Here is a 12,734-nt window from a genome sequence, read left to right as displayed (position 1 = left end):
TTCATACCGGCCGGCCGGCCTCGACCTGAACCGGCCCTGCCCATCAGGTCAGTGGCCGATCCGGCGGACCAGGCCTTCCTGGACCGCACTGGCGATGTGCCGGCCGTCGCGGGTGAACATCCGACCAGTGGCCAGACCCCGCCCACCAGCAGCGGACGGACTCCAGCAATCGTAGAGGAACCACTCGTCGGCGCGAAACGGCCGATGGAACCACAGCGCGTGGTCCAGGCTCGCCCCCACCACTCCCCCCGGCCCCCACACCTCGCCGTGCACGGACAACACCGAGTCGAGCAGAGTCAGGTCGGAGGCGTACGTGAGCACGCAGGCGTGCAGCAACGGGTCATCGGGCAGTTTGCCGTCCACCCGGATCCAGACCCGCTGGTACGGGTCGGCGGGCCGGTCGCCCGGCGCGACCAGGCCCGGCTCGCCGACGTACCGGACGTCCATCGGGCGGGGAATCACCGCCCAGACGCCGAGCCGCTCGGGGTATCGGGCGAGTCGCTGCGCCATCGTCGGCACGGCGTCCGGCGCCGGCACGTCGGGCGGCTGCGGGGCCTGATGCTCCAGACCGTCCTCGGGCCGGTGGAACGACGCGGACATGAAGAAGATCGGCTTGCCGTGCTGGTACGCCACCGAACGACGGACCGAGAAGGACCGACCGTCCCGGATGTCCTCCACCACGTAGTCGATCGGCTCGGTGCCGTCGCCGGGTCGGACGAAGTAGCCGTGCAGGGAGTGGACCAGCCGCTCGGAGTCGACGGTGCGACCGGCGGCCACCAGCGCCTGGCCGGCGACCTGCCCGCCGAAGACCCGCTGCGGCCCGACCTTCGGACTGATCCCGCGAAACGCCGCCGGGCCGGTCCGCGCCAGGTCGAGAACTTCCAGCAGGTGGTCGACGGCGGCCTGGCCGCTGACTGGCCCGGAATCCGCCGGCACCTCGGGGTGGGAATCACCGCCGGCCGGGGGCCGCCCGACCGGCGGTTGAGCACCTGCCGTCACTGCAATGCCCGGGCCGCCGCGACGTCGACGAGGCTGCCGAGCTGGTGCACCCGCAGGGTGTTGGTCGAGCCGGGGGTGCCGACCGGGCTACCGGCGACGATCACCACGTACTCGCCGGGGGTGGCCAGGCCGAGACCGAGCATCGCCTGGTCGACCTGGCGAAACATGTCGTCGGTGTGCTGCACGAACGGCATCAGGAAGGTTTCCACCCCCCAGGACAGCGCGAGCTGGTCACGCACCTCGGCCACCGGGGTGAAGGCCAGCAGCGGCAGGTCGCAGTGCAGCCGGGAGAGCCGGCGCACGGTGTCGCCGGTCTGGGTGAAGGCGACCAGCGCCCTGGCGTTGATCGCCCGGGCGATCTGCGACGCGGCCGAGGTCAGTGCACCCCCGTGGGTACGAGGGTCGTGCTGCAGCCGGGGCACCGAGATCGAGCCGTTCTCGGTCGTCGTGACGATCTTGGCCATGGTGCTGACGGTGAGGACGGGATACTTGCCGACGCTGGTCTCACCGGAGAGCATCACCGCGTCCGTGCCGTCGAGCACGGCATTCGCCACGTCCGAGGCCTCCGCCCGGGTGGGACGGGAGTTCTCGATCATCGAGTCGAGCATCTGGGTCGCCACGATGACCGGTTTGGCGTTCTCCCGGCACAGCTGCACGGCCCGCTTCTGCACCAGCGGCACCTCGTCGAGCGGCAACTCCACACCGAGGTCGCCCCGGGCGACCATCACCCCGTCGAACGCGTCGACGATGGCCTCCAGGTGGGTGACCGCCTCGGGCTTCTCGACCTTGGCGAGAACCGGGCGACGCACGCCCTCCTCGTCCATGATCGCGTGGACCAGCTTGATGTCCTCCGGCGAGCGGACGAAGGACAACGCGATCATGTCGGCACCGAGCCTGAGCGCGAACCGCAGGTCCTCGGCGTCCTTGTCCGACATGGCCGGCACGCTGACCGCGACGTTCGGCAGCGAGACACCCTTGTTGTTGGAGACCGGCCCGCCCTCGACGACCAGCACCCGGATGTCGGGTCCGTCGACCGCGCTGACCTCGACGGCGACCTTGCCGTCGTCGATCAGCAGCCGGTCACCGGGGCGTACCTCCTGCGGCAGCTTGCCGTAGGTGCAGGAGACCCGCTCCCGGGTGCCGAGGATGTCCTCGCTGGTGATGACGACCGAGTCGCCGGTGCGCCACTCGTGTGGCCCGTCGGCGAACCGGCCGAGACGGATCTTGGGGCCCTGCAGGTCGGCGAGAACGGCGACGGCCCGTCCGGAGGCCTCAGCGGCCTCCCGGACCAGGCGGTACACCTGGTGGTGGTCGTCGTGGCTTCCGTGGCTGAAGTTCAGCCGGGCCACATCCATCCCCGCCTCGACCAGACCCCGGATGCGCTCCGGGGACGATGTCGCAGGGCCAAGCGTACAAACGATCTTTGCGCGGCGTGTCACGCCCATGAGGCTAGTCTCTCCCCTGAACCGGCCGACCGGCCGACCCTGTCAGATGTCCGAACGAAAGTGCCCACCAGCGCCCGACGCTCCGCGGGACATCGTACTGGCCGGCGGCTCGGTGGTGATGGACCAGGCGGGCATCGACGACCGCGCGACTCAGGGTAGCGCGCCTGTTGACCATCGCGGTACGCCCGGACGGCCGACGCCCGTACGTTCGGCGATGATTCGCCGGCCCGTCACATTGATCCGGTTAACTGGTCCGCACACGAGCGGAAGGCGGCGGGATGACGCAGCGGATTCGGACCCGGACGGTGACGGCGACGGCGATCGTTGCCGCGCTGGTGGCAGGTCCCGCACCGGCGACGGCGGCGACCGGCGACGGGCCCGGCGCTGGAGGGCACGGCGCCGGGAGGCACGGACCCGGCGGACCCGGCGGCGGTGACGTCCGGTTCGCCACCTTCAACGCCTCGCTCAACCGGGCGGTCGACGGCGGCCTGGTCGACGATCTGTCCAGCCCCGGCGACGCGCAGGCGGCCAACGTCGCCGAGGTGATCCAGCGGGTCCGCCCCGACGTGCTGCTGATCAACGAATTCGACCACGACGCCGCCGGGCGCGCGGTGGAGCTGTTCCACCACAACTATCTGTCCCGGGGGCAGGGCGGGGCGGCGGCGATCCACTACCCGTACCGTTTCAGCGCCCCGTCGAACACCGGCGTGCCCTCCGGGCACGACCTCAACCGCGACGGTACGGTCGGCGGCCCCGACGACGCGTACGGATTCGGGACCTTCCCCGGCCAGTACGGCATGGCGGTCTACTCCCGCTACCCGATCGACCTGCGGTCACTGCGCACGTTCCAGACGTTCCGGTGGGCGGACATGCCGGGCGCCCTGCTGCCCGACGACCCGGCGACCCCGGAGCCGGCCGACTGGTTCACCCCCGGGGCGCTGGCCGACGTACGGCTGTCGTCCAAGAGCCACTGGGACGTGCCGGTGCGCGTCGGCGGGCGGACCGTGCATCTGCTGGCCAGCCATCCGACACCGCCGGTGTTCGACGGGCCGGAGGACCGCAACGGCCGGCGCAACCACGACGAGATCCGGTTCTGGGCCGACTACGTCTCGCCGGCCCGGTCCGGCTACGTCTACGACGACCGGGGCCGCCGGGGCGGGCTACGCCCGGGTGCGCGGTTCGTCATCGCCGGAGACCTCAACTCCGACCCGTTCGACGGTGACAGCATCCCCGGTGCCGCCCAGCAGGTCACCGGGCATCCGCTGGTCGACGACCGACGCCCACCGGCCAGCACGGGCGGGCCGGCCGCCGCCGACCGCCAGGGCGGCGCGAACCTGACCCAGCGGGGCGATCCGCGCCTGGACACCGCCGACTTCGCCGACGGTACGCCGGGCAACCTACGGGTCGACTACCTGCTGCCCCGCCGAGGGCTGCCGGTACGCGGTGCGGGGGTGTTCTGGCCGGTGCCGGGCGATCCGCTGTTCCGGCTGGTCGGTGACTACGACCCGACGCTGCCGGGTGGCTTCCCCACCTCCGACCACCGGCTGGTGTGGCTCGACATCCATCGATGATGCCACGATCGGCTCGCCGCGCCCCAGCGACAGCCGGTTCTCCCGCAGCAGCGCCCGCAACGCCTCGTCGAGGACGACCTGCCCGCGCGGGGGCAGCTCCTGGTCGATCGACGGAGGTCCGGATCCGGGTGACACCGGGTCGCCGGGTAGCGTCCCCCGCTCGGCCAACGCGTCGTCGTCGGCGTCCAGCGTCACGGCCATCGAACCGGCGGTGCCGCACGTCGAGCCACTCGTCCACCTGGTCACCTCCAGTCGCCGGTGAGTACGAACCCGGCCCAGTGGTAGAAATGTGCCCGCTCCGGCAGCGCCGCGGTGTCCATCATCGCCTGACGCATCGCGTCCGCCCGATGGCAGGTCCGGTCGTGCCGGTGGAACGCGGTGAGCAGTTGCTGCGCCGAGTGGTCGCCGACCCGCCACTGACTGGTCACCAGTGCCCGGGCCCCGCCGTGCAGCAGCGCCCGGACCAGACCGAGCAGTTCGTCACCGGGCCGCCGCTGGCTGACCCCGGTCTCACATCCGCTGAGCACCACCAGGTCCGCGCCGACCGGGGCGGCCAGCACCTGTGCCGCGGTCAGCACCTCCCCGCCGGCGAGGGCGACCCCGGCGGTGAGTCCATCGGTGAGTGACGCCCGGGCGTGACCGGCGAAGTGGACGGTGGCGGCGTCGCGCAGCGCGGCCAGCACGGCGTCGCGGGTCACCGCCCCGGCACCGACGACGTCGCCGATGCCCAACGTCTCGGCGACGGCCGTCGCCTCGGCCGACGCCCACGGCAGGTCACCGCCCGGATCGCCGAAGATCACCGCATGCCGCCCCGGGGCCGGCGCGACGACCGGCGGGGCCGGGGCCGGCAGCGCCGTCGCACGCCGACCCGGCCGGCCCAGGGTGTGCAGCAGCACCGACAGGCTCGGCGTGTAGCAGACCGGGTTGCGGTGCCCCAGCGGCAACCCGCCGGGCCGGCCGTCGACCGGCAGGCTGTGCAACGGCAGATCGTGCAGGACTCCGTGCGGCACCAGGTAGACCACATCGTCCGGTCCGGCCCAGTCGGTCAGCGGCGCAACCAGCCCGGCGAACCGGGCCCAGTCGGCGTACCCGCCGTCCGGGCTGTCCTGCAACAGCATCCGCACCCCGCCGGAGGTACGGAACACGCCGGCGGCGAAGTCGGTCAGCGCCGGCAGGTCCACGTCGAGCCGGACCAGCCGGGGCGTCTCCCAGTCGGCGGCCGACCCGATCAGCATCGCCGGCCCGTCCGCCGGGCAGTGGTACTGCGCGACGACGAGCCGACGCCCCGACGGCTGCGCCCACTCGGCGGCCAACGCGGCCCGGACCTGCGGCCAGTCCGGTGGCTGGCTGCGGCGCAGCGCAGCGTACCCGGCGGTCGCCGGATCGGCGGCCAGTTGGTCGAGTAGCTGGTCCAACCGGCGATGCAGCTCGGCCAGCTGGGCGTACCGGGTGGCCTGGCGGGTCTCGGCGTGCAGCTCACGCTCGGCGGCGAGCAGCCGGTGGTCGGTGCCGGGCTGGGGTGCCACGGCCGCCGCCGCGAGGGCGTCGAGCAACGCCCGGCCCTTCATCCGCTCCAGCCACCGTGACGCCAGCGCCGCGTCCGCGAGGTGGTCGACGGCGAGTTTGAATCCGGCCCGGTAGACCTGCTGTTTGTCGACGCCGAAACCGATCCGGGTGAGTTGGTCCTCCAACGGGTTGGTGGGGTCCGTCCCGGCCGCGGCCCCCCGCAGCACGTCGATCTCCCAGACGGTCTCCTCGAATCCGGCCGCCGCCTCGGCGAGCCGCCGCGCCGCCCGGTCCGGGTCCGCATCGTGCTCGGCCGCTTCCATCTGCGCGTCGGCGGCCAGCCAGCGGGCCCGCCAGGCCACCGCGTTCAGGTCGGCCTCGCGAAACGCCCGGTGCGCCTCGCGCAGAACGGCGGAAACCTCGTCGAACGCCGCCGGATCGCGCAACCGGCGGGCGAGAACGAACCCGGTCATCGCCTCGTACGCCAGGGTGAGGCCGAGTTCGGGGCGCAACTGGTAGGCGCGGGCGACACCCTTGGCGGCGGCGAAGTGCCGCGACCAGGTCGGCGGGTCGTCGTCGAGGAACGCCACCTGGCCACGGATCTGATGCGCGGCGGCGAGCGCCCGCCGGCCCTCGATCGTCGTCAACGGTTCGACCTCGGCGATCGCGGCGGCGAAGTCGTCCTCGCCGTCGGTGTCGACGACCGGGCGCAGGCCGGCGGCGTACCGGAGCTGGGCCCGCAGCAGCAGCCGCTGCGCCAGCAGCCGGCCGGCTTCGGCGTGGTCCGCCAGCGCCGACGCCGACTCGACGGCTTCGCCGCACCGGCGCAGCGCGGCGGCCGGGTCGGTGCCGGCGGACAGGGCGGCGAGTTGGGCCGACACCTGGGCGCTCAGCGAAGTCGGTCCGACCTGCGCCAGGTCGGCGCGGGCCGCGTCGAGCGTCGCCCGGGCGTCGACGTCGCGGCCGACCGACGACAGGTTGGCGGCCAGCATCACCCGCAGCGCCGTGCGGGCGGCGCGGTGCGGCGCACGCCGCAGCGCGTCGGCAACCAGACCGCGGGCCTTGCCGTCCTGCCCGGCACGGAACAGTCCATCGGCGGTGCCGACGGTGTCGATCAGGTCGAACGTCTGCCAGCTCTGACCGGCGCCGGTCCGCCCGGCGTGCTCCGCCGCGGCCCGCTGCTCGGCGGTTTCACCACGCCAGGCGTGCCACTGGTGCAGGGCCCACCACACCTCGTGCGCCATATGGTCGGCCCCGGCTTCGGCGAACTGCTCGGCGCACTGTCGGGCCAGCTCGACGGCCGGCTCGGCACCGTGCCGCAGCAGCGCCGAGGTGAGCGGCCAGCCGGCGCGGGCAGCGGGACAGACATGACCGCCGTCGACGAGCAACCGCTCGATCGTTTCGGTCTCGGCGATCGCGGCGGTGAGGTCGACCGCACCCGGGGTGGCCAGCAGCTCGGTGGTGGTCAGCTCCAACCGGGCGATGCGGGCCTCGGCCTGGGCGAGCCGGTCACCGGCCGCGCCGGTCCGCGCGACGAGGCCGTCGAGCAGGTGCAGCACCGGGCCGGTCGGCTGGTAGGCGATCGCCCGCAGCGCGGCGGCCTGTGCCAAGGTCGCCTGCCAGGAATCGTGGTGCCGGCCGAGCCGCCGGTACGCGGTGGCGACCCCGGCGAACGCGTCGGCGGCGGCGGGCAGCGCGGTGACCGGCGACTCGGCGTAGACGACCCGCAGCCGGATCACCCGGGCGGCGAGGTCGGCGGCGACGACCTGCTCCGCCGCCGGGTCCACCTCGGTGTCGGCAGGCAGTCCGACAAGTAGACGGTCCGCCGTACCGGCCGGGTCGTCGCCGGTCAGGGTGCGCATCCCCGCGTACGCGCGCCAGCAGGTGAGCTCCGCGCCGATCCCGGGCGCGGCGAACGCAACCGGGTCGGTGACCGCGAGCCAGTCGGCGAGGTCGCCGAAGCGGGCCTGCTCCAGCAGGGTACGCAGACCGAGCAACCGGGCCGCCGGATAGTCCTGGGCGGTGGGCGAGGGCGTCGAGGCTGCGGCGAGCGCTTCGGCGTACCGTCCCTGGGCGAGCAGCTCGCGCCCGTCCACGCGAAGATCGACGCTGGGTCCACGTTCGGTCACAGCGGACAGTCTGCCCTCGGTGGTCAACCGTTCGGGTGCCGGCCGGCACAATGGCGCGATGCGGCAGCGACGGTACGGGGCGGTCGACGTGCACTATCCGCCCGACGGTGGTGCCCGCGCGGCGCTCGTGGTGGCCGCCACACCGCTCGACGTGCTGGTCGTCGACGGCTACGTCGACCTGGATCCGCACGGGCGGCCGGGTCTGGGCCGACACGTCCACGACGCACTGGGCACTGCGGTCGTCGGTGTCGCCAGGACCAGCTTCCAGTCGGCGGCGCGCGCCGTGGCGGTGCACCGGGGCGGTTCGACCCGACCGGGGTATGTCACCGCAGCCGGCCAGCCGGTATGTCAGTCGGTGCCGGTGGCGGCCAACGAGCCCGGTGGCCGGGCGCCCGGCGCAGCGACCGCCGTCAGCGGGATCCGCGCCGAGCAGACCCCCATGTCGGCGCGGGCCTGCTGATAGAACTCGGCGCGGGCGCGACGGTAGTCGGCGAAGCCGTCGCGCCAGGTCTGCTCGTCGACCGGTTCCTCGCCTGCGGCGAACCCTTCCAGCCGCCACAGCGTCTCGGTCAACGCCTGCGCGGCGGCGATCGTCGGCTCGTCGGCCAGCAGCAGAATCGACTCGAAGCGCACCGACCGGTCGGACTCGGCCTGCCCGAGCAGGGCCAAGCCTTCGTCGCGGCCGATCGGGCTGATCGCGGTGACCACTCCCCGGCTGGCCAGTACGCGTGAGGTGAGCAGCGCGATGTGCTTCGCGGTGGCGGCGAAATCGACGTAGGCGGCCAGTCGACGCTCGTCCCAGCGCACGGAGAGCTCTCGACGCCACCGGTTACGCTCGGTCAGCCCTGTGCCGACGTAGGTCAGCACTCCACCGACGGCGACCGCGAGAATCGTCGACACCTGGTCCAGCAAGGACATCTCGTCCCTTCTCTCAGGTAGGTCAATCACGGTAGCGACCGTGTTCAAACCGAACGTCCCCTGTGGGGCTGCCGACACCTGGGACAACTGCGGTACGTTGCTTGTCCAATCACGGACACCGACACCTGGGGACGGTCACCATGACGATCGGCGCGATGGCACTCTTCGTCAGTTCCATGATCCTCTGTGGGTGGCTACGGACGTCGCTACCCGCCAGGCGTACCGGTGAGCGCGGTGACCGCCGCCGCGCACCGGGCTCGACCACCGCGCCGGCGGTCGGCCTGCTGGTGGTCGGCTGCGCGGTGGCGCTCACCGGCTGCACGGCCGGGCCGGCCGACGCCCCGCCGGCCGGGCCGACGGCACCGGCACCGGCACCGACCGACCAGCCACCGGCGCAGGCGAGCCCGGCACCGACGCTGGCGGCGCTGCCGGACCCGGCCACCAGCAACGAGCCGGTGGTCGCGGTCACCGCCACCCGTGGGCCGGCGGCGGTCGACACCGTCGAGTTGCACCCCGGCAGGCTGTGGATCACCCTCGATTGCATCGCCGACGACGGCCCCGGCGACCTGGCGCTCATCCTGGAGCCGGGGCCGCGGTTCGACCTCGAATGCCCCACCGATGAGGTGTATCTGACCCGCAATCTCGATCAGGACCATCTCGGCGGGCCGACCAGCGTCCGGGTCGAGACCGGCCCGGACGTACGGTGGAGCCTGCTCGTCGAGCAGTAGCCGGGCTACCCTGCGACGGTGAGCGGATGCGTGTTCTGCCGGATCGTGACCGGTGACGCCCCCGCCTGGCGGGTCGCCGAATCCTCGGCCGGGGTGGCGTTCCTGGACACCCGTCCGGTGTTCCGTGGGCATGTGCTGGTCTCGCCACGTCCACACCTGGTCACGCTGACCGACCTGCCGCCGACCACGCTGCCGGACTACTTCGCGCTGGTGCAGCGGGTGGCGGCGGCGGTGGAGACAGGACTCGACGCGGGCGGTTCCTTCGTGGCGATCAACAATCGGGTGTCCCAGTCGGTGCCGCACCTGCACACCCATGTGGTGCCCCGGACCAAGGGCGACGGGCTGCGCGGCTTCTTCTGGCCGCGTACCCGCTACGCCGACGCCGCCGAAGCCCAGCGGTACGCCGACCGGATCGCCGCAGCCCTGCCCCCGACCGCCTGACTCAGCGGGTGGTCGGGCGCACCACCGTGTACGGCGGCACCGGCTCGGTCGCCCCGTACTGGAGGTTGACCATCAGCAGGTCACGGCCGCCGAACGGCGGCTGCACATGGCGCAGCCGCTGCCGAGTCGGCAGATCCGCGATCTGGAGCTGGTGTCGGGCCGGCTGCAGCGGTCAACGGCGGAAGATTGTCATCGAGTGACCGACCTGGTCGATCGGCTCGCTGCCGTCGATCAGCTCGCGCAGCTCGCCGCCGGCCGTGGCGACCCAGGTGTTCGACACCACCAGCAGGCCGCGTACCTGCGCCGGTGGCACCTCATGCGGGTCGGCCGCCACGATGCCGTAGTACTCCGGCACGCCGGCGCCCTTGTACGCCAGCCACACCTGCTCGTCCGGGTACCGCTGGCGCAGCCGGTCCGCCAACCGCTCCAGATCCTGCCCCCAGTCCACATTCGAGTCGTGCAGGTGGCGGTAGGTGCCGGCCGGGCCGCCGAACGCCTCGTTGGCGTACGGAAGATAGAACGGGAAGGCGCGGACCGAGCTGATCGCGACCAGCGCGACCAGGGTCACCGCCGCGATCCGGGCGGGCCGCACGCGCCCGGCCGGCCACCGTACGGCCGTCAGGGCGGCAGCGGCCACTGCCAGGAACACCGGGATGAAGACCGCGTACCGCGCGCCCAGGTCGCGGGAGCCGGTCATCGCCACCGCCAGCAGCACCCCCGCCGGCAGCAGCAGGTACGCGGCGGCCGGGCGCAGCCGGGGCACCGCCAGCATCGCGACCGCGCCGACGAGCCAGAGCACCAGCGCGCCGAGCGGGGTCTTCACCAGCAGCGCGGCCGGCAGGTAATACCACCGGTGGCCGGAGTACGTCTCGCCGAACAGGTACCCGCCCCATTCCCAGTCCTCGAAACCGAACTGGATCCGCATACCGTCGCGGAACGGCTCGGGAAACGGCAGCCAATCGATCACTGTCCCACGGAGCCCGTCGATCGCCGCCACCGAGCCAGGCGGCACGGTCTGCAGCCGCACGTCGACGACGAGGTAGCTGACCCACACGGTCATGATCGCGAGCAGCCCCATCGCGGTCGCGGCCACACCGGCGACGACGAACCGCCGGACCCGGGGTGACGACGGCCGGGTCGGCCAGGCCGGGCGGGCGTGCCAGACCGACCAGGCGGCCAACGGCAGCAACACCGGGACCGCCGCCAGCGCGCTCATCTTGGTGGCCAGCGCCGCGCCGAGCGCCAGTCCGGCCAACGGCAGGTAGACCCACGGCCGCCGCCGGGCCCGCCACAGCAGCCAGGTCGAGGCCAGCAGGAACCCGGCGGTAGGCACGTCCAGGGTGGCCAGCGAGCCGTGCGCGATCACGTCGGGCGTGAACGCGTACACCGCCAGAGCGATCAGGGCACCGGCCCGGCCGGTGATGTCGCGGGCGAACGCGAAGACCACCAACCCGAACGCGAGGGTCAGCAGGATCATCGGCAACCGGGCCAGCAGCAACAACAGATCGGCGTCGTTTCCCGCTTCGTACAGCACGTGCCGGCCGAGATCGGTCTGGTTCCCCTGGAACTGCGGATCGATGCGTGGCTCGGCGAACACCAGGCCGGCCCCGATGATCAGTTTGCCCAGCGGTGGATGCTCCGGGTTGGCCTGCAGGCCACCGCCCTGCCAGTAGAGCGCCGCCGCACCCACGTACACCGGCTCGTCGATGGTCGGGGCCTGGGCGACCGCGGTGGTCACCATCGCGAACGCCATCTGCGCCAGCAGCACGAACACCACGAGCGGATACCACCAGCGCTGGTGGCGCCGCGACCACCCGCGCCAACCCGGTTCCGGCGCCGCCGCGGTCGGACCGCCACCGACAGTGACGGGCGCGTCCCGGTCGAGGGCTCGCGAAGGCCAGCGCAGAAGACTCACGGGCAGGTAGCCTACCGCGCCAGTCGCCGGGACGGCCCTACCGTGCGTCACGGCTCGCAGACGCCCCAGCGGTCAGTTCTCCACACCCTGCTGATCCCCGCACTTCCCGTCCCAGGAGACGCCGCCGTTCTCCGGCTCCACCGGGGACAGCAGCATCTGGACCTGCGCGATCCCGGCGAGGGTGATCTCGATGACGGGGATGGGCTTGTTGACAGTGTTTCCGGCCGCTTCAGGTCGATTCGCCTCCAGCGCGATGGGACCGGACGCACCGCAGTACGGTGAATCGTCGTTGATCTGCGCGAAACCGTTTCGGAGCGAATCGAGCTTGTCCAGCTCGTTGTTCAACGGTGCGACGTTGAAGAGGGCCCGAACAGCCACCGTCACCGCGTCGTAGGCCATGATGGCTCCACCGGCGGCGAGATCGGCGGTCGCGTACCGCGTCCTGTCGGTCAGGATCTCCCGGAGGTTGCCCAGCTCCACCGGCTCCGTCTCCCATTGTTCCGGGTGGGTCAGCCCGGTGTAGAAGAACCTGATCGCCTTTCCATCAGGCACCGTGGTCTGCTCGGGTGCGATGCGCCCGACCAGGGCACTGGCGTCGTCGCCGGAGAGGACGGTCACCGAGTGATTCTGCGGGCACTGCTCTGCCAGCGACATGAGGAAGATCCGTAGCGAGCTGGACCGGCCCGCGAAATAGGCGACCACGGGTGGACCGGGAGCGCAGAGGTCACCAGCCAACCCTTCCAGCGCCTGGTGGTGACCGGTTTCGCTCGGATCGAGGGTCCGGGTCGAGAAATCGTCCTGGAACGTCGATCGGAACGCGTCCTTCAATGTCGCGACATAGGTGTCGTTCTGACCGCCGACAGTCAACAGGTATGCGTTGGCCTCCGCCGGATCCACCAGGTTCTGGAGATGTCGCAGGCCGACAGCCACCTCGTCTGCGTTGGTCGGTGACACCCGGTACAGATGCGGATAGATGTCGCCGTTCAGGTCGTCGGCGGTGATGGTGGCGCCCCACGGCCCCGGCGTTGTTCCGGCTTGAGAGGTTCTGTCCGTGTTGAGAACCGGACACGAGGCGAGTTGCG

At 72.2% G+C, this 12,734-nt stretch carries 10 protein-coding genes; 4 read left to right on the top strand and 6 right to left on the bottom strand.

Annotated elements, in window-relative coordinates; genetic code table 11:
- Positions 1 to 48 precede the first annotated feature (48 nt).
- Both ACFHVL_RS19760 and pyk read right to left on the bottom strand, forming a co-directional pair.
- Complete coding sequence (locus tag ACFHVL_RS19760; protein ID WP_416629681.1) at positions 49 to 936, bottom strand: acyl-CoA thioesterase; 888 nt, start codon at positions 934 to 936, stop codon at positions 49 to 51.
- A 59-nt stretch (positions 937 to 995) separates the two neighbouring features.
- Positions 996 to 2,444, bottom strand: coding sequence for a pyruvate kinase (gene pyk / locus ACFHVL_RS19755; RefSeq protein WP_416629680.1), 1,449 nt, complete (start codon positions 2,442 to 2,444; stop codon positions 996 to 998).
- A gap of 278 nt (positions 2,445 to 2,722) precedes the next feature.
- Between pyk and ACFHVL_RS19750 the strand changes: the two genes are divergently transcribed.
- A complete protein-coding gene (locus ACFHVL_RS19750) occupies positions 2,723 to 4,015 on the top strand; it encodes an endonuclease/exonuclease/phosphatase family protein (RefSeq protein ID WP_416629678.1) in 1,293 nt (430 codons plus the stop codon).
- 242 nt (positions 4,016 to 4,257) lie between these two features.
- Here ACFHVL_RS19750 and ACFHVL_RS19745 read toward each other — a convergent pair whose 3' ends face one another.
- A complete protein-coding gene (locus ACFHVL_RS19745) occupies positions 4,258 to 7,650 on the bottom strand; it encodes a CHAT domain-containing protein (RefSeq protein ID WP_416629677.1) in 3,393 nt (1,130 codons plus the stop codon).
- A gap of 58 nt (positions 7,651 to 7,708) precedes the next feature.
- Here ACFHVL_RS19745 and ACFHVL_RS19740 point away from each other — a divergent pair, with 58 nt between their 5' ends.
- Complete coding sequence (locus ACFHVL_RS19740; protein WP_416629675.1) at positions 7,709 to 8,110, top strand: hypothetical protein; 402 nt, start codon at positions 7,709 to 7,711, stop codon at positions 8,108 to 8,110.
- Here ACFHVL_RS19740 and ACFHVL_RS19735 read toward each other — a convergent pair.
- The gene (locus ACFHVL_RS19735; RefSeq protein ID WP_416629674.1) at positions 7,999 to 8,568 is read right to left on the bottom strand and encodes a hypothetical protein; all 570 of its coding nucleotides are present in this window, start codon (positions 8,566 to 8,568) and stop codon (positions 7,999 to 8,001) included. The genes ACFHVL_RS19740 and ACFHVL_RS19735 overlap by 112 nt on opposite strands.
- 155 nt (positions 8,569 to 8,723) lie before the next feature.
- On the opposite strand from ACFHVL_RS19735, the gene ACFHVL_RS19730 reads away from it, so the two are divergent.
- Both ACFHVL_RS19730 and ACFHVL_RS19725 read left to right on the top strand, forming a co-directional pair.
- The gene (locus ACFHVL_RS19730; RefSeq protein WP_416629673.1) at positions 8,724 to 9,296 is read left to right on the top strand and encodes a hypothetical protein; all 573 of its coding nucleotides are present in this window, start codon (positions 8,724 to 8,726) and stop codon (positions 9,294 to 9,296) included.
- An 18-nt stretch (positions 9,297 to 9,314) separates the two neighbouring features.
- A complete protein-coding gene (locus ACFHVL_RS19725; RefSeq protein ID WP_416629672.1) occupies positions 9,315 to 9,737 on the top strand; it encodes an HIT family protein in 423 nt (140 codons plus the stop codon).
- Positions 9,738 to 9,909: 172 nt separating this feature from the next.
- Here the strand turns inward: ACFHVL_RS19725 and ACFHVL_RS19720 are convergent, their stop codons facing one another.
- The gene (locus tag ACFHVL_RS19720) at positions 9,910 to 11,652 is read right to left on the bottom strand and encodes an ArnT family glycosyltransferase (protein WP_416629670.1); all 1,743 of its coding nucleotides are present in this window, start codon (positions 11,650 to 11,652) and stop codon (positions 9,910 to 9,912) included.
- Between the two features lie 72 nt (positions 11,653 to 11,724).
- A partial coding sequence (locus ACFHVL_RS19715) for a hypothetical protein (RefSeq protein WP_416629668.1) occupies positions 11,725 to 12,734 on the bottom strand: 1,010 nt, incomplete at its 5' end.

The organism is Micromonospora sp. LOL_023, assembly GCF_048060115.1.
Taxonomy (GTDB): domain Bacteria; phylum Actinomycetota; class Actinomycetes; order Mycobacteriales; family Micromonosporaceae; genus Micromonospora_E.
This window is presented reverse-complemented; position numbering and strand designations above follow the sequence as displayed.